At 35.3% G+C, this 26,805-nt stretch carries 25 protein-coding genes (1 of these 25 only partly in view); 4 read left to right on the forward strand and 21 right to left on the reverse strand.

Features of this window, described 5'->3' with window-relative positions; genetic code table 11:
* The 3 genes from CGC47_RS00880 to CGC47_RS00885 form a co-directional block, all read right to left on the reverse strand.
* Positions 1 to 224: the beginning of an IS3 family transposase gene (locus CGC47_RS00880; RefSeq protein ID WP_232779669.1), read on the reverse strand. Its footprint begins 616 nt before the window's first position; 224 of the gene's 840 nt are visible here — the first part of the coding sequence; the start codon lies at positions 222 to 224; its stop codon lies beyond the left edge, outside the window.
* Positions 217 to 717: a transposase gene (locus CGC47_RS10810; protein WP_197063688.1), complete on the reverse strand. Its 501-nt coding sequence runs from the start codon at positions 715 to 717 to the stop codon at positions 217 to 219. The genes CGC47_RS00880 and CGC47_RS10810 overlap by 8 nt, the downstream gene beginning before the upstream one ends.
* A gap of 503 nt (positions 718 to 1,220) precedes the next feature.
* Positions 1,221 to 2,171, reverse strand: a complete 951-nt coding sequence (locus tag CGC47_RS00885; RefSeq protein WP_042001010.1) for a DUF4300 family protein — start codon at positions 2,169 to 2,171, stop codon at positions 1,221 to 1,223.
* A 415-nt stretch (positions 2,172 to 2,586) separates the two neighbouring features.
* On the opposite strand from CGC47_RS00885, the gene CGC47_RS00890 reads away from it, so the two are divergent.
* Entirely contained in the window at positions 2,587 to 3,336 is a 750-nt protein-coding gene (locus CGC47_RS00890) for a DUF4595 domain-containing protein (RefSeq protein ID WP_095899860.1), read from the forward strand.
* 600 nt (positions 3,337 to 3,936) lie between these two features.
* On the opposite strand, the gene CGC47_RS00895 is transcribed toward CGC47_RS00890, so the two are convergent.
* Positions 3,937 to 5,559: an ABC-F family ATP-binding cassette domain-containing protein gene (locus CGC47_RS00895; RefSeq protein WP_095899861.1), complete on the reverse strand. Its 1,623-nt coding sequence runs from the start codon at positions 5,557 to 5,559 to the stop codon at positions 3,937 to 3,939.
* Between the two features lie 826 nt (positions 5,560 to 6,385).
* Here CGC47_RS00895 and corA point away from each other — a divergent pair.
* On the forward strand, positions 6,386 to 7,477 hold the full coding sequence (gene corA, locus CGC47_RS00900) for a magnesium/cobalt transporter CorA (RefSeq protein WP_041985054.1): 1,092 nt from the start codon (positions 6,386 to 6,388) through the stop codon (positions 7,475 to 7,477).
* Between the two features lie 11 nt (positions 7,478 to 7,488).
* On the opposite strand, the gene CGC47_RS00905 is transcribed toward corA, so the two are convergent.
* From CGC47_RS00905 to pfkA, 10 genes are all read right to left on the reverse strand, one after another.
* On the reverse strand, positions 7,489 to 8,049 hold the full coding sequence (locus tag CGC47_RS00905; protein ID WP_042000979.1) for an SRPBCC family protein: 561 nt from the start codon (positions 8,047 to 8,049) through the stop codon (positions 7,489 to 7,491).
* A 150-nt stretch (positions 8,050 to 8,199) separates the two neighbouring features.
* Positions 8,200 to 8,709: a KdsC family phosphatase gene (locus CGC47_RS00910; protein WP_042001012.1), complete on the reverse strand. Its 510-nt coding sequence runs from the start codon at positions 8,707 to 8,709 to the stop codon at positions 8,200 to 8,202.
* Positions 8,690 to 9,469, reverse strand: coding sequence for a Rossmann-like and DUF2520 domain-containing protein (locus tag CGC47_RS00915; protein WP_095899862.1), 780 nt, complete (start codon positions 9,467 to 9,469; stop codon positions 8,690 to 8,692). Before CGC47_RS00915 ends, CGC47_RS00910 begins: the two co-directional genes overlap by 20 nt.
* A 12-nt stretch (positions 9,470 to 9,481) precedes the next feature.
* Entirely contained in the window at positions 9,482 to 10,036 is a 555-nt protein-coding gene (locus tag CGC47_RS00920) for a hypothetical protein (RefSeq protein ID WP_044729116.1), read from the reverse strand.
* A 59-nt stretch (positions 10,037 to 10,095) separates the two neighbouring features.
* Positions 10,096 to 11,610, reverse strand: coding sequence for a helicase HerA-like domain-containing protein (locus tag CGC47_RS00925; protein ID WP_013997124.1), 1,515 nt, complete (start codon positions 11,608 to 11,610; stop codon positions 10,096 to 10,098).
* A 56-nt stretch (positions 11,611 to 11,666) separates the two neighbouring features.
* On the reverse strand, positions 11,667 to 12,440 hold the full coding sequence (locus CGC47_RS00930; protein WP_042000981.1) for a C40 family peptidase: 774 nt from the start codon (positions 12,438 to 12,440) through the stop codon (positions 11,667 to 11,669).
* A gap of 74 nt (positions 12,441 to 12,514) precedes the next feature.
* Positions 12,515 to 13,369 carry an N-acetylglucosamine kinase gene (locus CGC47_RS00935; RefSeq protein WP_042000984.1) on the reverse strand — a complete coding sequence of 285 codons (855 nt, stop codon included), beginning with the start codon at positions 13,367 to 13,369 and terminating at the stop codon, positions 12,515 to 12,517.
* 305 nt (positions 13,370 to 13,674) lie between these two features.
* The gene (gene gap / locus CGC47_RS00940; RefSeq protein ID WP_013997127.1) at positions 13,675 to 14,676 is read right to left on the reverse strand and encodes a type I glyceraldehyde-3-phosphate dehydrogenase; all 1,002 of its coding nucleotides are present in this window, start codon (positions 14,674 to 14,676) and stop codon (positions 13,675 to 13,677) included.
* A gap of 111 nt (positions 14,677 to 14,787) precedes the next feature.
* Positions 14,788 to 15,261 (reverse strand): DinB family protein, encoded by a 474-nt coding sequence (locus CGC47_RS00945; protein ID WP_042000987.1) that lies wholly within the window; start codon positions 15,259 to 15,261, stop codon positions 14,788 to 14,790.
* 88 nt (positions 15,262 to 15,349) lie between these two features.
* A complete protein-coding gene (pfkA, locus tag CGC47_RS00950) occupies positions 15,350 to 16,339 on the reverse strand; it encodes a 6-phosphofructokinase (RefSeq protein WP_095899863.1) in 990 nt (329 codons plus the stop codon).
* A 256-nt stretch (positions 16,340 to 16,595) separates the two neighbouring features.
* Between pfkA and CGC47_RS00955 the strand changes: the two genes are divergently transcribed.
* Positions 16,596 to 17,831, forward strand: coding sequence for an MFS transporter (locus tag CGC47_RS00955; RefSeq protein ID WP_095899864.1), 1,236 nt, complete (start codon positions 16,596 to 16,598; stop codon positions 17,829 to 17,831).
* Positions 17,832 to 18,225: 394 nt separating this feature from the next.
* Here the strand turns inward: CGC47_RS00955 and CGC47_RS00965 are convergent, their stop codons facing one another.
* The 3 genes from CGC47_RS00965 to CGC47_RS00980 form a co-directional block, all read right to left on the reverse strand.
* Complete coding sequence (locus CGC47_RS00965) at positions 18,226 to 19,077, reverse strand: hypothetical protein (protein ID WP_042000994.1); 852 nt, start codon at positions 19,075 to 19,077, stop codon at positions 18,226 to 18,228.
* Positions 19,078 to 19,103: 26 nt separating this feature from the next.
* A complete protein-coding gene (locus tag CGC47_RS00970) occupies positions 19,104 to 19,820 on the reverse strand; it encodes a hypothetical protein (protein ID WP_095899865.1) in 717 nt (238 codons plus the stop codon).
* Positions 19,821 to 20,162: 342 nt separating this feature from the next.
* Positions 20,163 to 22,454: a TonB-dependent receptor gene (locus CGC47_RS00980; RefSeq protein WP_095899866.1), complete on the reverse strand. Its 2,292-nt coding sequence runs from the start codon at positions 22,452 to 22,454 to the stop codon at positions 20,163 to 20,165.
* A 154-nt stretch (positions 22,455 to 22,608) separates the two neighbouring features.
* Here CGC47_RS00980 and CGC47_RS10730 point away from each other — a divergent pair, with 154 nt between their 5' ends.
* Complete coding sequence (locus tag CGC47_RS10730; RefSeq protein WP_147269738.1) at positions 22,609 to 22,797, forward strand: hypothetical protein; 189 nt, start codon at positions 22,609 to 22,611, stop codon at positions 22,795 to 22,797.
* A 169-nt stretch (positions 22,798 to 22,966) separates the two neighbouring features.
* Here the strand turns inward: CGC47_RS10730 and CGC47_RS10735 are convergent, their stop codons facing one another.
* From CGC47_RS10735 to CGC47_RS01000, 4 genes are all read right to left on the reverse strand, one after another.
* Complete coding sequence (locus CGC47_RS10735) at positions 22,967 to 23,308, reverse strand: hypothetical protein (RefSeq protein WP_147269739.1); 342 nt, start codon at positions 23,306 to 23,308, stop codon at positions 22,967 to 22,969.
* Positions 23,309 to 23,390: 82 nt separating this feature from the next.
* The gene (locus CGC47_RS00990; protein ID WP_042000999.1) at positions 23,391 to 23,675 is read right to left on the reverse strand and encodes a hypothetical protein; all 285 of its coding nucleotides are present in this window, start codon (positions 23,673 to 23,675) and stop codon (positions 23,391 to 23,393) included.
* A gap of 16 nt (positions 23,676 to 23,691) precedes the next feature.
* Positions 23,692 to 24,480, reverse strand: a complete 789-nt coding sequence (surE, locus tag CGC47_RS00995; protein WP_013997287.1) for a 5'/3'-nucleotidase SurE — start codon at positions 24,478 to 24,480, stop codon at positions 23,692 to 23,694.
* Between the two features lie 55 nt (positions 24,481 to 24,535).
* Positions 24,536 to 26,743 carry a RelA/SpoT family protein gene (locus CGC47_RS01000; protein ID WP_013997286.1) on the reverse strand — a complete coding sequence of 736 codons (2,208 nt, stop codon included), beginning with the start codon at positions 26,741 to 26,743 and terminating at the stop codon, positions 24,536 to 24,538.
* Positions 26,744 to 26,805 lie beyond the last annotated feature (62 nt).

Consider the following 26,805-nt stretch of genomic DNA (forward strand, 5'->3'; position numbering starts at 1 on the left):
CTTTTAGGAATAATAAGTAAATGATTAGCTCTTAGTATATTAAAAAATTTATCTCTACCTATTTTTAACATTTTCAATTCCTCTTTTAAAAGAGAATAAAGTTTTCTTCCGCCCATTTTGGGACTGTGTTTTCTTATTTCTGCTACCATTGCCACTACTTGTTTTGCGTTGTTTTTACGCGTATCTCTACGCTTTAAATTGCGATAATAAACCTGTCTATCCACCCCGAACAGCTGACAGGCAAAACTTACTGTTTCTTGTTCTTTTTCTCGGAAAGTTTCGATAGTTCGGGGGTGAGTTTTTTAGTTCGTGTATTTTATTTTTTTCAATAGGACTCACTGAATGTTTCACATTTCGTATATCAATTTGATATTCTTGTTGGGCAAGGTCAATCATCATATCGAAAATAATTGATTTCTTATCCGATACATAGGCTTGTCTTTCGAGCAGTGCTTTTTGTTTTTTTAGGAGTTTTACTTCTGCTTCAAGCTCCATTATCCTTTGTTCTGGTGATTTAGGCATATTTGATGGGGTTTGATTTTCCCAGTCAAAGTTACCAAATTTTCTCAACCAATTCATAACTGTACTTCGTGACTGAATGCCATATTTTTTACAGGCACCACAGGTCGATAAGCTGCCTGATTCAATCTCTTTTACAATATTGAGTTTAAAACTCATACTGTAATCTCGTTGAGTGCGTTTTACATATTTATCCATAATAACGATTTTTTTTGTATCGATATTTCAGGATAAGACAGCTTTCTTTAAAGAAAAGGCTGATTCAAAACGAATCAGGCTTTTTTTGTTTTTAAAGCCTTTTTTAAATTTCGAGTAAAATTTTTATAGTGGATAATTTGACCATACTCCTTAAGTTTTTCCTATAAAGTAGTTTGTAATTTTTATACGATTTTAGAGCATTGTCTATCCAAGAAAAAGTACATTTTTAATATGTTTCGTATAAATTTTATTTTACAAATTTCTATAATTTAATTTTTAAATAGGCTCTAATCCTAATTGCTGAAAAGTTGGTATCCATCAAAGCTTTTTTCCTTTTTGCACTAATAAGCGTAATATGATGATTAATTTGTAAAAAATCACCAACTATTTTTCAGTACATTACCTTTTTAAATTCTATTGCAATAAAAGAGAAAACTATCAGTAATAAAATAGGTTGACCTTTTTGGACAACCTATGAAAGCAAATAAAAACTTTTAAAAAAATCATTGTTTTACCTTATTTTCATTTGGGCGATAGCCTTCTAGTAAATCATCGTTTTCAAATATAAATGGAATTGACGTAGGTTGATTCCATTCTACATCGTAACGATGCATCAAAAAATCGTTTAGCTCAGTACGATTGTTAAATTTCACCGCTTGGTAAGGCTCTTGGAAAGATAATTTTTCGATAAAAATAAGTTTATTATCCGTTGTTGGAACTAAAACCCCCACGTGACCTACAAATAACTCACTTTCCTCAGGAGTAATTGCCGAATGGAAAAAAACTGAAATGAGCGACGCTTTGGCTCTATCATTTTTATGAGGAAACGTGATGCCTTTCTCTTTCCAAGTTTTTCGTGCATTTTCAATATGTTTTTGAGTATCAGAAACGTACGGAGTTGGGAAATTGGTGTATAAATTCATAAAAACTTCCTTTTCCCTCTCAGAAAATACCCTTTTAGGATTGTTCTCCAATGCGTCATTATCCACAAATAGATTTAAACCAACATCAGTTTTAGGCTCTTTAACCTCGACAAAATCACGTAATAAATCCAAAGAAGTAATTCTGCAATTATAACCAGGAAAATTAGGGTGTTTTTTATCCCAACGTTCTATAACACTAACTTGGTCATACTTAGGAGTTAAGTTATCTGAAGTAGAAAACCCTTGCTGAACCAATCCTACATCGCCCACCAAATTATTAAAATAGTTTACATTTTCAAAGAAAGCTTCAATATTAGCTTGAGCAATTCCAGCATTGGCAAATGCCTGTTTTACTTCTTCCTGACTGGCTTTATCCACCAAATTAGAATATTCCATTTGCTTTAAAAAAGGCTGATTTTCAACATTTTCTTGTTTGGTAAGTGAATTTATGTTTGTCGTCTGTTTATTTTGTTGATTACAAGCTACAAAAGCAACTGCCAACCCCATAATTAAAATACTTTTTCCTTTCATAATGATTTCCTTAAGATTTAAAGTGCTAATGTAAATTATTTTTTTGATTTTCAAAGCAATGTTTTTGTTATTTCCCACAGATTTCCCAGATATTCACTAATTCCTATTTCATTCAAAACAATACAAAAATATACTAATGACAATATTTTAGGTTATGATGAGTATTTTTTAGGTTCAAGAAACAATATTTTAGCTTCCAATGACTATTTTTTAGATTCAGAAAGCAATAATTTAGATTTTGATTAGTATTTTTATTCTTTAATAAAGATATTCCATATCAATTGAAGTCTAATAAATTAATTTGATTGCTTTATCATACTATTTTTTTCGTTTCGATTCGATTCTTAAAAGTAGAAGGGAAAAATTAAAAAAGATTCTATACATTTGTGCTTTCAACAGATAAAAATTGAGTAAAATGAAAAAAAGTGTTTTAAAAATGATTTTTTTAGTAGTGTCATTAGCTACTATTTCTTGTGGAAAGGATACCGATAGTCCAAAACCTAATGAAAATGATTCAACTCCCGTAAAACTTATTAAGTCAATAAAAATCAACGGCGGAGAAGAGAATTTAAAAGAAGCTATAATTCATTATACATACAATAATGAAAATAAAATTACTAAAATAGGTGATGTAATTGATATATCTTACTCAAAAAATAAGATTGAGGTTGAAACATTTAAGATATCAGCTACAATTAACGAAAAAGGAAATGTCGTTTCTTTAATAAAAAAAGAAACTTACGATAAAAAATATGAATATAAATACAATGCTGACAATCAATTAATTCAAGAAACCAAAAAAGCAGCCGAAGGAACCATCGATAAAGATGAAATATATAATTATCATTGGGAAAATGGTAATTTTGTAGCTTTAGGGGACAAAAATAATCCTGCTGTAAGAATTGAATATGGAAAAAATGTCAATAAAAACAATTTTTCATTAATTTTAAGTCGTTCTCATTATTATAAAATGTTTTTAATTTATTTACCTTTTCCTGTAGGAAAAAACTCAAAAATGCTTCCTACTAAAGTTTCTTCAGATGCATACACTTACACTTATGAATACGAATTCGATAAGGAAGGCTATGTTACCAAAATCACTGAAAATTACGAAAATACTCGGAATAAAGAAAAATACGTAACTACAATCGAAATCAATTACTAAATAAAATATCAAAATAGAGAAAAGGTTATCAATTCAGAAAGAATGATAACCTTTTTTCTTTTAGCTTTTTTTAAAATAAAATTGTTTTTAAAACAATATTTTAGATTCCAATGACTAAAATTTAGATTCCATAATCAATATTTTAAATTCTGATGACTATTTTTTAGATTCAGAAAGCAATAATTTAGATTCCGAAAACAATATTTTTGATTCCAGAAGCAATATTTTAGATTCTGATGACTATATTTTAGCTTCCGATGACTATTTTTTAGTTTCCGAAGACAATATTTTTGATTCCAGAAGCAATATTTTTGATTCCAAAAGCAATATTTTTGATTCCAAAAGCAATATTTTAGGTTCTGATGACAATATTTTAGCTTCTATAATCAATAATTTAGGTTATGATGACTAAATTTTAGCTTCTGATGACTATTTTTTAGCTTCTGATGACTAAATTTTAGGTTCCAGAACCTATTTTTTAGCTTCTTTAAATTCTTTTTTTGCTTTTTTCGACTTTCTTCCAGTGTATAAAAAAAACTCCGAACACAAAATATGCATTCGGAGTTGTTTATTGTAATTCTTTTTAGTTTCTGAAAGCGTTTATTTTCTTTCGTACATCGTTTTGCGAAGCTCTTGAATGTTTTTATCGTCCATATACTCGTCAAAAGTCATATAACGGTCGATAACTCCGTTGGGAGTAAGCTCAATAATTCGGTTTGCAACGGTTTGAGCAAATTCGTGGTCGTGTGTGGTAAACAAAACATTCCCTTTAAAATTCTTCAACGAATTGTTGAAAGCCGTGATACTCTCCAAATCCAAATGGTTCGTTGGTTCATTAAGCATCAGTACGTTAGCACGAAGCATCATCATACGGCTAAGCATACAACGTACCTTTTCTCCTCCCGATAACACCGATGATTTTTTCAAGGCTTCCTCACCGCTGAACAACATTTTGCCCAAAAATCCACGTATGTACACTTCCTCGCGTTCCTCTTCCGTTTTTGCCCACTGACGAAGCCAATCTACCAGCGAGTAATCGTTATTGAAATATTCCGAATTGTCCACAGGAAGATACGATTGCGATGTGGTTACTCCCCATTGGAATTTTCCGCTATCGGGTTGTTGTTTTTCATTCAGAATTTGATAAAAAGCCGTTGTAGCTCGTGAATCTTTTGAAATGACAGCCACTTTATCGTCTTTTGCCAAGTTAATATCCACATTTTGAAACAAAATTTCGCCATCGATAGAAGCTGAAAGGTTTTCCACGTGCAAAATTTGGTCACCTGCTTCTCGTTCTTTGTCAAAAATAATAGCAGGATAACGACGTGATGAAGGTCGGATTTCTTCAATATTCAATTTTTCCAACATCTTTTTACGAGAAGTTGCCTGTTTTGATTTTGCCACATTGGCACTAAAACGAGCAATAAATTCTTGCAACTCTTTGGCTTTTTCCTCTGCCTTTTTGTTTTGTTGTGCACGTTGACGAGCAGCTAATTGGCTACTTTCGTACCAGAAAGTATAGTTTCCGGAATAGTGGTTAATCTTTCCGAAATCAATGTCAGAAATGTGGGTACACACAGCATCTAAAAAGTGACGGTCGTGCGAAACGACAATTACCGTGTTATCGTAATTTGCCAAGAAGTTTTCCAGCCAACCGATAGTTTCAAAATCGAGGTCGTTGGTAGGCTCGTCCATAATAAGCACGTCAGGATTTCCGAAAAGAGCCTGAGCCAAAAGTACACGAACCTTTAACTTTCCGTCCATTTCGCCCATCAAAGTATAGTGCATATCTTCAGAAATTCCTAAGTTGGAAAGCAAGGCAGCAGCATCGCTTTCAGCATTCCAGCCGTTCATTTCATCGAATTGTAGTTGTAGTTCGCCAATTCGGTCGGCATTTTCATCGGAATAATCGGCATAAAGCTCGTCCATTTCTTTTTTTATGGCAGAAAGCACTTTGTTTCCCATAATAACGGTTTCCAAAACCGTAAATTCATCATAAGCATAGTGGTCTTGCTCCAAAACGGACATTCGTTTGCCAGGTTCAAGGATAACACGCCCACTGGTAGGCTCTATTTTTCCAGAAAGGATTTTTAAAAAAGTGGATTTTCCTGCTCCGTTTGCTCCGATAATCCCGTAGCAATTGCCCTGTGTAAAGGTTACATTTACCTCATCGAACAAAACTCTTTTCCCAAACTGAACCGATAAATTTGAAACTGTTAGCATTGTCTTTAAAAATTAAATCGGGTGCAAAAGTAATCAAAAATAATGATATATCTAAAACCCTTTTATCGATTCACCTTTCTGTGAAAATTTTGTCTTGTTGTATTTTTATTTTTCGATTGATGAAAATGCAATAAAATTGTTAAAAAAATGATTCGACTTATTTCTGTTTTTTATGCAGATTTTTTTGTTTTTTAGTTAATAGATTGTTAATAATTAGAAAGAGAATTTTTAAAACAAAATTTGTTTTTCTATCAGTTTTAAAAAGTAATAAAGTGTAGGAGGGAAGCAATGTTTTTTATCTGTTAATGCTACTACTTTATCTATTTAATATCGGGTAGGTACAACAACCATTTTTTTTGTATCAAAAATCAATCACCTTAAATCGGATTTTTCACTCGTTAGAAGTAAAAGTAAAAAATAGGGTTTATTTTTTATTTATACTACTGATTATAATTGTTTTATATTTAATTTTTAAAGAAATCATTTAATTTTATTTGTTTTAGTGTTTTATCCTGTTATCAATGAAGGTGTTCTAAAAATGTTTTTTGTAAGCTAAATCCTTTTATTTTAAGAGAATTTGTACATTTTATAAGGGGAAGTTCATTTGGAGTATGACAGTTTGTCAGTTGTTATCAAAATGTTATCTTTATTGAATAAATGATTTAATTTTATAGTTATTAAAATCTAATTTTCAGTGTTTTTATTATTTATTTTTGATTGTGATGTGTTTTTCTTTGATTGTGTAGTGAATTGTTTTTATAAATGCGATATTTTTCAGTTTCAAAAACAATTTTTACTTTTGTTCTATCGTAATAAAACAAGGGTTATGACGAAAAAGATGAACTTACGTGCGGGTAAAAAACGAAAATCTAACAAGATTAAAAAAGTAGGAATGCCTCCTGGAACGTTGATGTATATGGGGGATAAACAAGAAAAACCCATTACTATTGATGTGCTTTCTTTTAACGATAATTTAGTAAAGTTACAGCAAATAAATAGCATTTCGGAGGCTTTTTCTTTTGTGAGTGAAGAAAGTGTAACTTGGATAAATGTTAATGGTTTAACAGATATTGGGCAAATAAATGAAATGGGTAATTTTACTCAACTTCATTCCCTTTTGTTAGAAGATATTTTGGATACTGAACACCGTCCTAAGCTCGAAATACTTGATGATAATCTGCTAATAATCATAAAAATGCTTTACGAGGGCAAAGACGGTCAATTGGTTGTCGAGCATTTGGCTTTGCTCTTAGGGCAAAACTATGTAATTAGCCTTCAAGAAGTGGAAGGGGAGGACGTTTTTTCGGTGCTTAGAAAGCGCATACAAAACGAAAATAATACCATTCGTAAACGTAAATCAGACTATCTGCTTTACGGATTACTTGATGCCATTGTAGATAATTACTTTTTAGTTTTGGATAAAATTAGTGAGCAAATTCAGCAGATTGAACACCAAATTCTTGCTAATCCGCAAGAAGAAATGATTTTTCAAATTCAAAATCTGAAAAAAGAAGCCATTGCTTTGCGCAAAACCATACATCCTACTCGTGAGTTGGTGAGTAAACTTGAAAAACTGGAACATCCGCTAATTAGTTCGGAAACTCATCTTTTTCTAAAAGATTTGTACGAGCATAGCATTCATATTTCTGAAACTTTGGAAAGCTATCGTGATATGCTTTGGGGGCTTACCGATACTTTTATGGGGGCAATGAGCAATAAAATGAATAATGTGATGCGTTTGCTTACGCTCATATCTACCATTTTCATTCCGCTGACTTTCATAGCTGGAGTTTATGGGATGAACTTCAAGTATATGCCCGAGTTGGAGTATCAATGGGCATATCCTGTAGTTTTGATAACAATGTTTTTGATTGGCGCGATGATGTTTTTGTATTTTAAAAGTAAAAAATGGCTATAGAAGCCATTTTTTTATTTTACATCAGAAGTTTTATTACTTTCCATAATGTTTTTAAGGTTTTGCAAACTTAGTGCAATATCATCGCCAATGTCTTCTTCAAAATCTTCAAAAAGTAGCCGTAAATTTTCAGGAAAATCAAGTTTCCCGCTAAAACCCCATTGCACCTGAGTTTGATTCTCTGAAATGGCTTGAGTTTTTATGTAAACAGGTTTTACAGTTTTATAAGGTCTGAAAAAGCGCATCTCGTAGAGAATACTTTCATTTTCGGTAATTTTCGTGATTTTATGTTCGCCTTTACCTATTCTTTCATTATCGCTTTCCCAAGCGGCGATATACCCCTCTGTGCCATCAAATCCTAAATAAGAACGCTTCATATTGGGGTCTAAATCCGTCCATATTCCGTAATTGTCCATATTTCGGATGTATTTGACATAATCAAAAACTTCCTTTTGTGGCTTATTGATGACAATTTCACGTTTAACCGCATAATCTTTTTTTGTGAAAAAAGCCATAACCAGCGGAATTGCCGTTAATATGAACAAAACAACAAATGTATTTTGTAAACTTTTCATAAAAAACTATGTTGGGAGTTCAAAAATACATAAAAGTTTCATAAATACAATAATTTTAACTTTTTTGTGATTGTTAAAAAAGAACTTTAAAACGATAAGTTATTGATTTTTAGTGTTTTATTTGGTTTTTGTGTGTTGATATTTGCTGTACTAAAACTCCCAATTCCCTTGTAGCTTAAGCACTTGAGTAATAACATCGCGTACACAACCTTGTCCGCCGTGCAGATGTGAAATATAATGAGCTACAGCTTTTACCTCAGCAGCAGCATCTTGCGGACAAGTAGCCATTCCTGAAACCTGCATCGGAGCAATATCAGGTAAATCATCGCCCATATATAAAATTTCTTCTTTTTTAAGATTTTTAAGGCTTTGATATTCTAAAAAAGTATCCAATTTACGATGACGTTGCATATAAATATCTGTAATTCCTAAATCTTCCAATCGTTTTTTTGCGCCTAAGTTATTTCCACCAGTAATGATACAAATGTTATAGCCTTTTTCTAATGCTAATTTCATAGCGAATCCGTCTTTTACATTCATACTTCGTAACAATTCGCCTTCGTTGGTTACCAAAACTTGAGCGTTAGTAAGTACACCATCGACATCAAAAACAAAAGTGGTAATGTTTTTAAGATATTCTTTATAGCTTTTCTTTTCCATAATCATCTAAAATAGCATTGGTTATCTGTTTATATAATTCGCCTTGCGAGGCATTTAATAATTGTAAATGTTCGTGTATGGTTTTTTTATCGTCGCGTCGTGCAGGACCTGTTTGTGCCTGAGCAGGAGCGATATGTTTTATTTTCTGAAAAGTTTCTTCAATCAGTGGTGACAAAATTTCAAACGGAATATGCTGTTGCTGACAGATTTGTTGGCTAACAGCTAGCATATAATTGGTGAAATTATTAGCAAACACCGCCGAAATGTGTAAATATTTACGTTGTTTACTATCCATAAAGTACACCTTTTCCGATAGCAATCTTGCTATTTTTTCCAGCAATTGAAGGTCTGTTTTATTTTCGGCTTCCAAACAAATGGGAATATTCTTAAAATCAACCGATTTCGATTTTGAAAATGATTGTAGTGGATAAAAGACTCCTATGTTGTTTTTGCCTTTTAGTATTTCCATTTCCGTATTTCCAGAGGTATGAACTATTAAATTATCAGAAAAGGGAATATTTTGAGCTATTTGCGCAATAGCTTCGTCTTTTACCGCAATAAAACACACATCAACAGGTTTTAAATCAGTAAGATTATGTATTTTTTCTATCGGAAAAATATCAAAATCCGAAGAAAAATCACTTCGGTTATATATCTGTTTTACAATGATTTCACTTTTTTTGTATAACGCATTGAGAAGGTGGAAAGCTACATTGCCACCACCAATGACACTGATTGTTATTTGTTTTGTTGTTTTCAAAAAGAGGTTTTTTTACAAGTCCCAATTGATGGTAATACGAGAAGGTTTTGCCTCATCAGAGATATCTTCTTTCCCGATTTGAGAAGAAATTCCGAATTTTGAGGTCTTCAAAGCCGATTTATCAAAAGTGAAAAAATAATTTTCGTTAGGTAAAATGATAAGTACACTATTCAATGTTTGCTGAATATTGAATTCAGGATGATTGTTTTTAATGTCTTTATAAGTGCTTTGTAGCGAAATACCTTTATCGGTAGTATAGCGATTATCAAGTACTAAAACGCTCTCCACTACTTTTGTATTTTCACTGTTGATTCCAGGGGTAATTTCTAATAATTGTTTTCCTCCTTTTTCGAACAAAATGATACGCTCGTTACTTGCATAGCGTAGTTCTCCCTCAAAAGCAGAACTTGCAATGGAATCCTTAACAAAAATAGAGTCCAATTGCTCAATCTTGGTATTTTTATGTAGTAAGCCTACTTTGTCATTGGTGATTTCAAATTTGGTATCTGTTTTTTTACAGGCGGTCAAACATAGCCCTGTTAGTAAACCAAACAATATTTTATTCATAATATGTTATATGATTTTAAATGTTAATAATTTGATTTTTATTGAATTATGAGTTGTTTTTATTTCATCATTTTATTGAGTACACCAAAAACACCACGGATAAAGGTAGCGCTGGTAACCATTTTCAGTATAGGGTTTTGTGCCGTACTTTTTCGTCCAGAAGCGGAAGTAGAAGTTTTTCTTGTAGTGGTTTCTTTTATAGGTGAATCTTGTTTTTGAGCATTTTCTATTTTTTGATTCAGTATTTCGTAAGCACTTTCACGATCAATAACCTTATTGTATTTATCCACCAATTCTGAATGGTTTATTAGTTTATCTATTTCCCCTTCGGAAAGAATATCCATACGACTCATAGGCGCTCTTAACATTGTAGCAGCCAGTGGGGTAGGAATTCCTTTTTCATTCAGTACCGTGACGAAAGCTTCTCCAGTTCCTAATGCGGTGAGGGTCTCGGCAGTATTATAAAATTCCGAAATGGGATAGTTTTCGGCGGTTAACTTGATGGCTTTTCGGTCTTTAGCGGTAAAAGCACGAAGTGCGTGTTGTACTTTCATACCCAATTGAGCAAGTACCGCATCGGGTACGTCGGTGGGGTTTTGGGTACAGAAAATAAGCCCCACTCCTTTAGAACGAATCAATTTTACGATATTTTCAAGCTGATTTAAAAGCGTTTTGGTGGCTTCGCTAAAAATCAAGTGGGCTTCATCAATAAAAATAACCAATTTAGGCTTTTGCAGGTCGCCTTCCTCAGGGAAAGTCATATAAATTTCCGCCAAAAGACTTAGCATAAATGTAGAAAACATTTTGGGGCGGTCTTGAATATCGGTAAGACGAATGATATTCACATATCCTTTTCCTTGGTTATCGGTACGTAACAAATCTTGAGGGTCGAAACTTTTCTCTCCGAAGAATAACTCGGCTCCTTGATGTTCCAATTCAACGATTTTCCGAAGAATGGCGCTGGTGGAAGTCTTGGCGATGCTTCCGTATTCTTTTTCAAAATCTGATTTTCCTTCTTCGGTGGCGTATTGCAGTATTTTTTTTAAGTCTTTTAAGTCGAGTAGGGGGTAGTTGTGGTCATCACAATATTTGAAAATTACAGCCAAAACTCCTTCTTGTACATCTGAAAGGTTCAGAATACGAGAAAGCAACACAGCACCAAACTCAGAAACGGTAGCGCGCAGACGTACTCCTTTTTGTTCGGAAATGGTAAGTAATTCTACAGGAAAATGTTGTGCCTTGTAAGGGATGCCTATTTTTTGATGTCGTTCGGTAATGAAGGATTTCTCTTCTCCGGCTTGGGCAAGTCCGCTAAGATCGCCTTTCAAGTCCATCAAGAGCACAGGGACTCCTTTTTCAGAAAGATTTTCGGCAATTACTTGTAAGGTTTTGGTTTTTCCTGTTCCGGTTGCTCCTGCGATAAGTCCGTGTCTGTTAAGTGTTTTTAAAGGAAGGTTAACCAAGGTATCGTTTACGACTTCGCCATTGAGCATTGCTCCGCCAAGAGAGATGAAATCGCCTTTACAAGCGTATCCTGTGGTTATGGTTTGTTTGAATTTGTCTTGTGTTGTCATATTTGGTTCAAATTTTATATAATACTTTTGAAAATTGAATAACTATTTTTTAGGTATTAATTGGTTTGTATGATGCGTTTCATCATTCGTAATTGATGTGAATAATTACGTATTTCAGTATTAAATATGCCCACGTGGTCAATACGATCAATACGCACCTTGCCGTGAGCGTGGATAATTCGGTTGTCGCCCAAGAGAATTCCTACGTGAATGATTTTTCCTTCTTCATTGTCAAAAAAAGCCAAATCACCAGGGGCGCTTTCCTCAATGAAGCTAATGAGTTCTCCCTGTGAGGCTTGTTGCCAAGCATCTCTTAAAAGAGCGATTCCGTTGAGTTTATACACCATTTGCACAAAGCCTGAACAGTCTATCCCGAAAGGCGTTCTTCCTCCCCATAGGTAAGGTACTTCCAGGTATTCCATAGCGGTGGCGATAATTCCTATATTTTTTGGTTTTTGATTACGCATACCCACCTTTAAAAGCGAGTTATGGGTAAAGTCAGCCCCCTTAGGAATTTGTAAAAAACTGCCAGAGAGCTGTTTTACAGGTAATTTCGTGACCAAATTATGAGCGTAGCGTATCCTCTTTTTTAGGGCTTTCCGATATTCTTTGTCTGAAATTTCTAAAAATTGTTTATTACTTACCCAACCTTCATACCCGTCAAATAAAATGCGAATTAGACTCCAGCTTTCTTGTTTTTCAATTACTTGAAGTAATTCTCCAAAAAGCAACTGGGTGCACATTTCAGCCGTGTGTGAAGGCTCGGAGCGTACTGGCACTACACTTTGGTTGCAAATTCCGTAAGGAGTTATAAAAATCTTTCTTTCCATCAGTTGCAAAAGTAAAAAAATAAGGACTATAAATCAATATAATCCTTATTTTAAAATGGTATTTAAAGCGTATTTTATTTTTGTTTATTTACGTGAAAAGCCACTAGCCCGTCAATAGGTTTGCGAAGTACGTTTCCGATTTTTAGGTTGTTTTCAGTAAGTACTTCTTTTAGAATGTCTTGCAAGTAAAATGCAATACTTCCTACAAAATTGATAGGCACTTCATATCGGGCTTCGTATTGAGAAATCCAATGATCTACAAATAACTGCATTCCATTTCTAATGATATTTCTGCAATATTCGTGATTTTTATTTTCGACAATAAATTTAGCAAATGTGGCTAAATAGCTGTTCGGATTAGGCAACTTGTACAAATGATTTTTAATAACGTCAGAATTCAAATCATATTGTTTCTCAAAATTTTGTGCCAAATCTTTTGGCATTTTATTAAAGAAATAATCAATAATGAGTCGTTTTCCGTAGAAATTTCCACTGAATTCGTCCATCAAAATATAGCCTAATGAATCCACTGCTTGAACCAATTTTTCACCATTCCAATATGAGCAATTGGCACCAGTTCCTAAAATACAAACGATGGCTTTGTCAGCAGGGTTTGTAGTGGCATAAACCGCTGCGAAAGTGTCTTCTTTTACGTCGATTACAGCTTCAGTAAAGAACGATTTAAGTACGCGCTCGGTAAAGGCAACCATACGTTGCGTACCACACCCAGCACCATAAAAATACACGTGGGTAACCACTTTCCGATTTTCAAATAATTGATAGTTATTAGTAATACGCTCAATCATAATCTCTTCGGTTAACACTTCCGGATTTAAACCAAGAGTTTGGGTGAAAAATACTTTTTCACCATCGGGGTTTAAGGCTGTCCAGTCGGCTTTTGTGGCACCACTATCTACAATAAGTATCATATCAAATTTTTTATGAACTTTTCATTTGAATAAAATTACAAGAACTTTTAGAAGTAAGACAAGAATTTTAGGCTCCGACTTCGCTTAGCTAGACAAAAATTGTATCTATTATACTTTTTTTCTTCTTGTAATTTTGTTGAATTTTATAAACAATAAAAATTCTTTGTAAGTTCGGTTAATAATATTTTGTTAAAGAACCATTTTAATACTCTCGAAGATATACGAAAACAAACATAATAAAACGAAAGTATTGAGGTTAAAATTAAGGCTGTTTGACTTTGCCAAACAGCCTTGAAAGTATGCTATTATAAAGAAGCTACGTGCTCTGCCAAATCAACCAATTTGTTAGAGTATCCTGCTTCGTTATCGTACCAAGAAACTACTTTGAAGAAAGTGTCGCTCAATGCAATACCTGCTTTTTCATCATAAATAGATGTTTTTTTGCAGCCTACAAAGTCTTGAGAAACAACTAATTCGTCAGTATATCCTAAAATTCCTTTTAATTCACCTTCTGAAGCTTTTTTCATAGCAGCATTAATTTCAGCTAATGAAGTTGGTTTTTTAGTACGAACTGTTAAATCCACTACTGAAACGTCAGCTGTTGGAACGCGGAACGCCATACCTGTTAATTTTCCGTTCAATTCAGGAATAACTTTTCCTACCGCTTTAGCAGCTCCTGTTGATGAAGGAATGATGTTAATAAGTGCCGAACGACCACCTCTCCAGTCTTTTTTAGAAGGACCATCAACAGTTAATTGCGTAGCTGTTGTAGCGTGAACCGTTGTCATCAAAGCCTCTTCAATTCCGAAAGCATCGTTGATAACTTTAGCGATAGGAGCTAAACAGTTTGTTGTACAAGAAGCGTTAGAAACGATGTTGTCAGTTGGTTTTACTGATTTGTGGTTAACTCCCATTACGAACATTGGAGCATCAGCAGAAGGAGCAGAAATAACTACTTTTTTAGCACCTGCATTGATGTGAGCTTGAGCTTTTTCCAATGTAGTGAAGATACCTGTACATTCAGCAACTACAGTAGCTCCAACTTCATTCCATTTTAAGTTTGCTGGGTCTTTTTCAGCAGTGATACGAACCACTTTTCCGTCAACTACCAAGTTTCCGTCTTTTACTTCTACGTTTCCTTTGAAAGTTCCGTGAACTGAATCATATTTTAAAAGATAAGCGATGTATTCTACGTCTTGAAGGTCGTTAATCCCTACGATTTCTACATTTGGTCTTTCGTAAACCGCTCTAAACACAAGACGCCCAATACGTCCGAATCCGTTGATTCCAATTTTTAATGTTGACATAATTATCTCTTTTATTTGTTATTAAATTATTTTTAGCAATTAGCTTTTTATGTTACAATCTTTATATTTTTTTTCAATTTTGAAAATCCTTATTAAATTCTATTGTTTTTATTAAAATTCACTATAAAACGCTGGCGGTTCAATACCCAATGCTCGCAAGTAAACATATCCTTGCCCTCTGTGATGAATTTCGTTTTGCAAAAGGTAATCTAAATTATGAATAATTGGATAGTTAAACATTCCAAACACGTTAAACTCTTCACGAAAACGCTCCAAAGAAGTATTGGTAAAAAATGTATTAATTTGTTCGGTAAGTTTATCCCAATTTGACAAAATCTCGGCTTTGGTTTTTCCAGCATAATTATCGTGATTTTCAAAAGTAATTATTTCATTTTCAGAAAATTGTCTAAGAGCAATAACACCAAGATAGATCAATTCATCAACTATTTTTGAAAACGGACGCATTCCACCAACGGAAAATTCAAACAATTCCCTCTCGGGAAAAGCCTCAATCACTTTGCGAGTTAATCGGCGATTTATTTGCCAATTGTCTAACCATTCTTGTTTTGTAACTAACTCCACCATTTTTACATCCTAATAAAATTATTGCCTAATTATCTACGTTAAATGTGTGATATTTCTGCATAAAAACAATTTCCCGAATTACGAGAAATTAAATACTCATAATCTCTGCTACACGAACAAGTTCCATATCCAACTTACTTCCGCCCTTGATAGCTTTTTCAAGTGGAGTTAAATCAATTACATCATTGTTGATTCCTACCATATAGTTCGATTTTCCTTCCAAAAGCGTTTCTACCGCTTTCACTCCCATACGACTGGCAAGAACACGGTCATAACAAGAAGGAGCTCCACCACGTTGCATATGCCCTAAAATGGCTACACGAATGTCGTACTCTGGGTGTTTTTTCTCAACATATTCTTTTAATTCAAAAATATTTTTACCCGTTTTATCTCCTTCAGCAACCACGATGATGTTAGAAGTTTTTCCTTTGGCGTGACCTTCCTCAATATCTTGCAAAAGTTCTTCGATAGGCGTGTCTTCCTCTGGAATAAGGATACGCTCTGCTCCGCCACCAATACCCGTATTTAGTGCGATAAACCCAGCGTCACGCCCCATAACCTCAATGAAAAACATTCGGTTGTGAGAGCTTGCTGTGTCGCGGATTTTGTCAATAGCTTCTACCGCTGTATTAAGTGCAGTATCGTAACCCAAGGTATGGCTTGTTCCATAAATATCATTATCAATAGTTCCAGGAATTCCCATCACTGGAAAATTATGCTCTTCATTGAAAAGCAAAGCCCCTGTAAATGAACCATCTCCACCGATAACAACTAAGGCATCTACATTGTGTTTTTTAAGATTTTCGTAAGCTTTTTGGCGACCTTCTTTAGTTCGGAAATCCTTAGAACGTGCTGATTTCAAGAAAGTTCCTCCTTTATTGATGGTATCACGAACGCTACGAGCATTCAATTCTACAAAATCTTCTTCAATCATTCCTTGATAACCACGATACACCCCCAAAACGGCAACATCGTGATACGCACACGTACGAACCACCGCACGGATGGCAGCGTTCATTCCTGGAGCATCACCACCAGAGGTTAAAACTGCTATTTTCTTAATCTTTTTTTCTGACATTTAATATATACATTATTTTTTCGTTTGTAAAATTACGGCTTTTTTTTTGAATAATAAGACTTAATTGCCTTTTTTTGATCAAAAATTAACTTTAACGTTTTCGGTTGGTTATAAAATTGTAATTATACTTCTCAATACAAGGAAAAAATTGTAATTTAGCGCCCCACAAAGACATTATAATCTTACAATGAAGGACTTTTATATTTAAAAAATTAACTAATCAATAAATATTTTTAACTATTAAAAAATAAACATAATGAGTACAAAAAAACAAAATTTCGCCACTGCGTTGGCATTTATTGGGTTGATGTTTTTCTCCATTGGGTTTGCTTTTGGGATTAACTCGTATCTGATTCCTGTTTTGAAAGGAACTTTGGATATTTCATCAGCAGGGAGTTATATGCTTTTAGCAGCTGCTTTTATTCCATTTTTAATTTTTGGATACCCAGCTTCGATGTTGATAAAAAAAATTGGGTATAAAAAAACAATGGCTTTTTCATTTTTACTCTTTGCCATTGCTTTTGGAATTTTTGCTAATGCATCGAACTTTTATACTTTTTTATTGGCATCTTTTGTAAGTGGGACGGCTAATACATTTTTACAAGCTTCGGTAAACCCTTATACTACGATTTTAGGTCCGATTGAAAGTGCTGCAAAACGTATCAGTATAATGGGGATTTGTAACAAATTGGCTTGGCCTGTGGCTCCTTTGTTTTTAGCCTTTGTTATCGGTAAAGAGCTTGACAATGTAGCTCCTGCCGACTTGCAAATGCCTTTTTACATCATTGTTGGGGTATTTTTACTTTTAGGAGTGATTTCGCTTATGGCTCCGCTTCCTGAGGTAAAAGCCGAAGGTGAAGAAGAGCAAGTAGATACACCTGAAGTGCTTTATATCCAAAAACAATCTGCATTTGATTTTCCATATTTGCTTTTAGGAGTTTTAGCTTTATTCTTCTATGTGGGAGTTGAAACCATTTCGTTGGCAACTATTGTAGATTATGCCAAAGTTTTGGGGGTTGATAATCATATAATTTCGATTTTTGGTTTTGAAGTAAGTTTTGGCAGACTAGCAGCTTTCATTCCTTCTATTGGGTTGATTATTGGTTATATCTGTGGAGCTTTGTTCATTCCGAAATACATTTCACAATCTACGGCTCTTAAAATTTGCTCTTTAATTGCTATTTTTGGAACCATTGCAGTTGGACTTGCTCCGGCTGAGTATTCAATCTACTTCATTTCATTTATGGCTTTGGGGTGCTCGTTAATGTGGCCTGCCATCTGGCCTTTGGCTATGGAAGGATTAGGAAAATTCACCAAAACGGGAGCTTCTCTTTTAACGATGGCGATTGCCGGAGGGGCTGTACTTCCGCTTATTTTCGGATGGTTAAAAGATAGTTACGGAATGCAAAACGCTTATTGGATTTGTTTCCCTTGTTTCCTATTTATTTTATATTACGGTATGGCAGGACACAAAGTAGGCAAGAAGCAATAGTATTTGATTTGAAAAAAATCATAATAAAAAATTCCCCAAAGAAAATACCTTCTTTGGGGAATTTTTTAGCTAAATACCAAACAACTTTTGAATTTACTGTAATCATCATTGGATGCTTTCACTTGGCTCAGCAAGACAAATTCCGTGTTAATTTGAGCGAAGTCGAAGATTTTTATTTCAGTAATTTTAAATTCAAAATCGTTTATCTGTAGTAATATTAAATATAAACAGGACTTGCTCCTTCACCGTGTGGGTCAACTTCCAATATAATATCTTCATCTGCTTCGATATTGGCTTTGGTTATGTGAAGTGAAATATTATATAAAGTAAAAAAAATCTATTCTAAGGAAATTCTTAGAATAGATTTTTTATTATAGCCAATCGAATTGAAAAATCACATCCAAACTTGACTTGACTCAGGGTCTATATCTGCCTCAATTATTGTTTCCAACTCTTTTTCAGCTTCTTGAATAGTTATTTTAAACTCATCTGCCATATCTTGTAATGTAACACTCTCCTTTTCTAAACGATCATTGTAGATACGAATTGGAATTTGTACTTCAAACTCTCTTGCTGCAATATTTGGTGAAGGTAATTCATTATAAGCAAGATACTTTTCACCTTGTTTCTTATTCCCTGAAAGGAAGTGAGCTAATGTAACTTTTAAGTTAAATGTTAAATAATTCTGTTTAACGTGAAAATATCCTTTCAAACCTACTGGATTATCTAACAAACGTGCATCAGAACCTTTGGTATAATACTTATTTTCAGGATTTGTATCTCTGTATAGATAAGAAGCTATTGTGTTATTATCAGCTGGTAGCTCTCCTGTTTTAATTGTTTTTACATCCTGAAACTGAAAGAAATGCTGATGTGAGTTAGCGTGTTCAATATATTCGCTATTGATACGCTCTCCTTTTTCATTATAATAAACGATTTCTAAACCATAATAAGAGCTCTGTCTCCAACGAATGACATCTGCACCTGAAGCCTCCCATTTTTTATCTTTAAACTCAAAAGTTACTTTTTGCTGATTAACCAAGTATTTGACTCCTTCATATTTGGGGTCACCGTGAAATGAAAGTCCGTGGGTGTGTCCTTCCGTGAAAATGAAATCCACCTTATGAAATTCGGGCTCTTGATGATTCAAATCAGGAGTAACCACCTCATTATTATCTTTTGAACAACTTACTAAAGTGGTAATTAAACCTACTGCAACTACTATTTTATTTACTATACGTTTCATATTTTATTCTATTTTGTTAATTATTTTTATTTATTGATACTTATTGGAATGATTACTGTAGCATCTGACGAGAAAAAATTACTTGAAGGCAGTTCATTATAGTTTTGAATTGCTCCGTCTTTCAATTTGTTGAAGCCACGTTCTGCACCCAAAAAGTGAGCTAAGGTAACTTGCAAATCAACTTTACCAATTTCTTGCTTTACTGAAAAAATACCTTTCAGACCTATCGGGTCGATTGCTTCAGGATTGTTTTTATCCCAACTACGTTTGCGAAGTGTTACTCCATTTTGACCTAATATTCCGCTTTCAGGATTGGTATCGCGGTAAGTGTAAGTTACAATAGCATTCATCTGCTCAGTCTTTTTCCCTTTCAAAAGAAAGAAATGCTGATGTATCGGAGCCATTTCTGCAGTTACAAACTCTCCATTCATACGTGTACCAGCCTTATTATAATATATAATTTCAAGATGGTAATGTGTACCAGCTTCCCATACAATATCATCACCTTGTGGTTGAACTCCAGCGACTCCATTCATCTGATAGATACGTTTTTGAACAACATCTGTAAATGAAAAATCATCTCCATTCTTTATTACTTTAGTAAAGATAAACTCTACTCTATCTGGATTTTCGTGTCCCTTATCTATTGATTCATCGGTAGGTGCTGGAGGTTCTTTAGAGCAACCTATCAAAGCCACTAAAATGGTTATTAAAAAACCAAATCTAACTATGTTTTTCATCATTTAATTTTATTTTTATTTGTTATTAAATTTGTTTTGAAAGTTTCTATTACCGAAATAGTATTCTTCAGTTAAAAAAACATTCCTTTTTACATTAAAATCATCTTTTCTTTTAAAAGAAACAACTTGCTTCATACAGAAAACCATTTGCTTCACATCGGGAATTACCTACTTCATATCAGAAACTCCTTGCTTCACTTCGGAAATTGTTTGCTTCACTTCGGAAATCACTTTCCGCAGTTAAGAAATCTTTTCCGCAAGATAAAAAACTTCCTTCCTGATATAAAAAACATTCTGACCGACATCGTTCATTGTTCACTCCACATTGTTTATTTCATTCTTCATTTAGAACTTATAAGTCAATCGAAGTTGCACGTTTCGCCCTAAGTCGTGAGCATAATATCGGAAGCGGTTGGTGTATTCCTTATACAATCTATCAAAAAGATTCTCAACGGAAAGATGCACCGCAAGTGATTGCGTCTGTCCAAACGGAAAGCGAAAACCTCCCCCCACATCGAGCAAATGATACGCATCAGGGGTTGTGCTTACCAACTCTTGTTTCGGGTCGAAACGCAGTTGTTTTGCAACAAACGTATGCTTTGCCGAAATGTACACATTATGAAGCCTTCCCATCTTCGGTAATTCCCAATGCAACTCCTGTTGGATTCTCTCCGAAGGAATGAAAGGAAAATACCGCTTCGTTTTGAGTTCATTAGCATACACCACCGAACCTTGCAGACCATACTTCCATTGAGGTAAAAACTGATAACTCATCTCTAAATCCATACCGCGAAAGAAAGCATCGGCTTGTGCGTAACGAAAAATCGGATATACTCCTGAAAAAAGCGTTTTGGTTTCACCTGTCGGAGCATCGTAAATATAGTTTCTGATAAGTTGTGCAAAGAAATCCACATTAAGCGACCATTTTTCCTGCTCGAACTTTACCGAAGTAATCCATTTTACGCCTCGCTCTGATTGTAAATTTTCATCGCCAATATCGTACGTTCCTGCCCCGTGATGAAGCCCATTGCTATACAATTCGCTCACGTGAGGCGAACGCCACGCCACTCCTACATTAGATGTGAACGACCATTGCTCACTTGGAGCATAGCTTCCTCCAACAGAGTACGTTATATTGTGAAATGAATGATTTCCTCCGTAACGTTGCGAAAAAGCGTTGTAACCATCGGCATTGAATGATTTATAATCGTACCGAAGTCCGCCTTCTATTTCCCAAGCTCCGCCATCATACTTTTGAATGGCGAAACCTCCGTATCCGAAAGAGGCAAAATTCGGAATCACTGGAACAACTCCCGTACCAGGTGAATTATAATTGACCTGTTGTGAGGCACTTACTCCAAGATGAGACTTCCATTTGCCATAATGATTCTCCCACGAAGCATCAAATAAATGTGTTGAAAGTTCCATATTCAACGCTGGGATACGTGTTCGCTCCAATCGGCGAACGTTAAATTCTTTTCGGATATCATCTTGGAAAGCATACTGAGCTGTGAACTTTCCTCCGAAAGGAAGTCGCACAAATCCTTTTACTTTCAGCAAATGATGCGTAACTTCTTGCTTAGGTGCTTCTATCTGATAGGAAAACGGATAAGTCGTTAGCGGACGTCCGATTTCAAATCGGGCAAGTAGGTCATCTAAATTCCCAATATGCGAACCATAAAAAACACCCGTTTCATTGTAATACCTACTATAGAAAGCCTCCACACCCCATTGCTCCTTTTCCACGCCAGTTGCTACAGAAAAGTTTTTTTCTTGCTGAGCAGTATTATTCAGATGATAATCTGCCGTCTGAACATCTCCAGAACGTTTCGCACTTGCCTGAACTCGCCACGCCCATTGCGGAAGAGTTGGCACAGCTGTTTCGAGCTTCAAGGAAGTTGCCATTTTTCGTCCGTTAGATGCCCACGAAGGAGAAACTTCTCCGTGAAGAGCATCGCCATACGGAAGTTTTTCAGGTGAAATAACGACAACACCTCCCAAAGCATCGGAACCATATCGGACAGCATCGGCACCTTTCACCACAGCAATGCGATTTGCCATCGCAGGGTCGATTTCAGGTGCGTGGTCTGCTCCCCATTGTTGCCCTTCTTGCCGAACTTCATTATTAAGTATGAGAATTCGGTTGCTATGTAGCCCGTGAATTACGGGTTTTGCGATAGTGGCTCCGGTTTGTATCATCGACACTCCCCGAACTGAAGCAAGTAATTCGGCTAATGATTCCCCTGATTTCTTTTGTAGGTCATCTTTACCCAAAACAGAAGCAACATTATTGCGAGATGTCATTCGGCTTTGCTCTTGAACCACCACCATTTCTGACAGTTCGTTGATACTCTCCTGCATCTGGATAATCACAGGACGCTGCTGGGGAAGAGTGATTTTCAAGAGATATTCTTCAAATCCCAAATAAGTGATTTTCAGAGTATGTTGCCCCGACTTTGCTGCTGAAATGATTACCTTCCCCGAAGGGTCAGAAACATAGTGCTTGCCCAAAAAATGAACCACTGCACCATTGAGAGGAGCATTATGTTGGTCATTTATCTGTAATTGGAGAGGGTGTTGCGCATATCCTGAAAAAAATCCTAAAAAATACAATACAAATGCGTATGTTTTTTGCATAAAATCGTTTTTCTTTTGATGATTTGTTTTATTGTCGTGTTGTATGAACAAGTAAAAAAGCTTTTATTCTAGCCAATTCGGGTAGGGGGAGCCCTTGAAGGAGTAAAAATGGATTTTATAAAAGTATAATCTTTTGTAAAATAAGCAATATCAGATGACGGATATATCGTATGTATGTAATAGCCATCAAAAATACCATCAAAAAAAGGATGTAACTGATGAAAAATACAATCTGAATGATACTTTATGGCAGAAAAGTGGGTTTTATGAGTACATTTTTGCTTTGAATTTTGGGTACAGACTTCCGCATCCGATTGATGATGATGAAAGTATTCTCCAATAGGGAAGCCTACTTTAAGCATACCAATCAGTACAACTAAATTGATAAGTTGAATATGTTTTTTATTGTTTTTCAAGCTATTTGCAAATAAAACCAATGTTGATTTTCGTTTAAAAAATCAAATTTTAAAATCTTTTTTAAGAGGAAATACTCTTGAATATTTTGGTTTTGTTTAGCAAATAGGAGGTGCGCGAAGTGAGCTACACCCTAATATGAGTTTGTGAGGTAATTCTTGATAATAATTAGGCAGGGTAGTAGGGGAGGTAATCCATTCTATTGAAAAATCAAAACTAGCAATAACTGCCTCAAGATGTTTTGTTTGTTCAGATAGAATAAAATCACAATAGTTACAAGTTGACGACTCATCATCAGAAGGATGAGCGTGTGAAACCTCAGAGCAATGATGCGATTCTTCCGTTGCCCAATGCCAGAGACTATGAACGGGGGTTAGTGCCAAAAAGTAGCAACACAACACCCAAATATTTACTAATATTTTAAATCTTTCTGTTTTCAAACGGATTTTACTAAACGCTCTAATAGATAACAAGCGTGCAAATATAATCAAAAAAAATAAAAGTGAAGCTACTTAAATGCGTTTAAAACTGCAAATACAGAATAAACAAAGCCAACATAAAGGAAGCTAAAAGTACGCCTTTGGCTCTTTCATCGCGTTTTATTCGTAGAAAACCGAAAAATGTTAATAGATTCAGAATTCCTCCCAGACCAATTAAAGCCCCTAAAATGCCTTGCTGGTAAGCTAATTTCAAAGTAGTTTCTATGCCGTATTTGGAAAAGATTAAAACATAAAGCAAAATCCCGAAGGCATTGGCAATAAGTCCTGCCAAAAAGCCTATTAAAATTTCTTTTCTGACTGAATTCATTTTATTTATGGATTATTCAGGGGTTAAACTGCCAAGTGTGTAATTCTTGTATGGCGTGGTAGGCAGTTAGGTCGTACTGTACGGGTACCACGGAAATATATCCGTTTGCCAAAGCCCACTCATCGGTATCTTCACCTTTGTCTTCATTGTTGAATTTTCCTGTCATCCAATAGTAGGTTCTACCTTGAGGGCTAACGCGTTTATCAAACTCTTCCGACCATCGTGCGTTGGCTTGTCGGCAAATTTTGATGCCTTTGATGTTTTCTTTTTCAACTTTAGGAATATTAACGTTGAGCACCACTCCTTTGGGCAGTCCGTTTTGCAATACGTTTAGTGCAATTTGTTTGATGAATTGTTGGGCGTGTTGAAAGTTGGCATCCCAACTATAATCCAACAGAGAAAAGCCAATAGCAGGAATGCCCTCAATACCAGCTTCCACAGCGGCGCTCATTGTGCCGGAATAAATTACGTTTACCGATGAATTTGAACCGTGATTGATACCGCTTACACATAAGTCGGGTTTTCGGTCTAAAATTTCGTGGTTTGCCATTTTAACACAATCGGCGGGGGTGCCACTACAACTGTATTCTTTTTGTTTGCCATCATCAACACGAATAGGGTCGCAGTATAGGGTTGCGTTTAGGGTAACGGCGTGTCCCATACCGCTTTGTGGTGAGTCAGGAGCAACTACTACAACATCACCGATTTCGTTCATTATTCTAATCAGGCAACGAATACCAGGGGCGGTAATTCCGTCGTCATTGGTGACTAATATCAACGGTCTTTTTTCTATTTTTTTAGTCATTCAATCTCATTTAATCTTTTAATCTTTTAATCATTTAATCTTTCAATCCCTCAACTCACAATCGGGTAACTTTATCAATCCCTGATATGGCTTTGATGCTTTGCATCAGTTGTTTTAATGTGGTATTGTTGTTAATGGTTACGGATACCTTTCCTTTGAACATATTTCCTTCGGCATCTACGTTGATATTGGTAAGCTTAACGAATTTGCAATCGGAAATGGCTTTTGAAATATCAGCAATGAGTCCAGCTCTATCCAAACCGCTGATACGCAGAGCTACCTTGAACTCTTGCTCTTCTGATTTTACCCATTTTGCCGTCATAATCCGGTAGGCGTAGTTGGACTGCATTGAGATGGCATTGGGGCAGTTCTTTTTGTGAACTTTTACTCCTTCATTTATGGTGATAAAACCAAAGATAGGATCACCAGCAATGGGGTTGCAACATTTCGCAAATGAGTAGTCCAGCGACTCTCCTTCTTTACCAAATACGATATGGTCATAATGTTCGTTAGCCTCTTGTGTTACTTCTTGTGGTGTGGAAGAGGCCTTACGTGTGATTTTACTTTTAAGAAAATTAAAGATAGACGAACGCTTGGAGGCAAACTCACGTAACATTTGGTTACTGATTTCCCCTGTACCTACTTGGTAGAAAACATCTAAACTTGAACGCGTTTTAAAATGATTAACTAGTTCATTTACTACATCTTCATTGAGGTTGATTTTTAATTGTTTCAACTTGCGAACCAATAATTCTTTTCCTTCGGCAGCTACTTGTTTTACTTCTTCTTTTAGCGAAGATTTAATTTTGCTTCGTGCTTTGGCTGTGGTGGCATATTCTAGCCAGTTTTTGTTCGGTTTTGCATTTTCCGAGGTGATAATTTCTACCTGATCTCCACTATGTAACCGATGGTTTAAGGGCACGAGTTTGTTATTTACCTTGGCACCGCGTGTTTTCATTCCTACGGCTGTGTGAATATAAAACGCAAAGTCAATAGGCGTGGCTCCTTTGGGTAAAGATTTGATTTCGCCATTGGGGGTAAATACAAAAATTTCTTTTGCGTACAGATTGAGCTTAAAGTCTTCCACGAAGTCCACTGCATTTCCATCGCTATTTTCAAGCATTTCTTGTAATCGGTTGAGCCATACCTCAATACCTGCTTCTTCGTGGTTGCCGTGTTTGTATTTGAAGTGAGCGGCATATCCTTTTTCAGCGATTTCGTGCATACGTTCGCTACGTATCTGTACTTCGACCCAACGCCCTTTCGGACCCATAACGGTAATATGAAGTGCTTCATAACCTGTTGATTTTGGTGCAGATATCCAGTCGCGTAAACGGGTAGGGTTGGGGCGGAAATGATCAGTGACGATAGAATATATCTTCCAAGCCAAAAACTTTTCTTCGGAAGGCTCACATTTGTAAATAATCCGTATGGCGAATTTGTCGTAAATTTCCTCAAAGGTTACGTTTTGTGCTTCCATTTTCCGGTGAATGGAATATATGGATTTGGGTCTTCCTTTGATGTAATATTCTATCTTTTGATTATCTAATGAGGTTTTAATTACTTCTGAGAAAGATTCAATATAGGCTTTCTGTTCCTCTTTAGATTCTTCCATTTTACCTAATATGCTGTAATATCGTTCAGAATCAGTGTATTTTAAGCCTAAATCTTCCAATTCGGTTTTGATATTATACAACCCGATGCGATGGGCGAGAGGTGCATATATGTAAAGGGTTTCGGAGGCTATTTTGGCTTGTTTGTGTTCTGCCATAGCGTCCATAGTTTGCATATTGTGCAGACGGTCAGCAATTTTGATGATGATAACCCGTACATCATCATTCATAGTGAGTAGCAACTTTCGGAAGTTTTCCGCCTGAAGAGAAACGTCTTTCTCTTTGCTTAGGTGTGAAATTTTGGTAAGTCCTTCAACAATGAGAGCTACAGTATCGCCGAAAAGCCTACGCATATCTTCTACGGTGTAGTCGGTATCTTCGACTACATCGTGTAATAGTGCAGCAGCAATAGAAACGGCATCTAAGCCAATTTGGGCTGCAACAATTTTAGCAACTGCAATAGGGTGAAGAATGTACGGTTCTCCACTTTTTCTGCGTTGCTCCTTATGAGCATCAACAGCCGTATCAAAAGCCAAACGGATGAGCTTTTTGTCTTCATCGGTTAGTGTTTGATAGCTGATGCTGAGCAATTCCTTGTATTCACGAGCAATTGCTTTGTTTTCCTCCTCTATGTCGATTTTGTAATTCATACCGATAAAATTACAATTATTTTACTAATGTCCAAAAAAATGTTTAATAAAAATTAAATTGT

The organism is Capnocytophaga canimorsus, assembly GCF_002302565.1.
Lineage (GTDB): Bacteria > Bacteroidota > Bacteroidia > Flavobacteriales > Flavobacteriaceae > Capnocytophaga > Capnocytophaga canimorsus.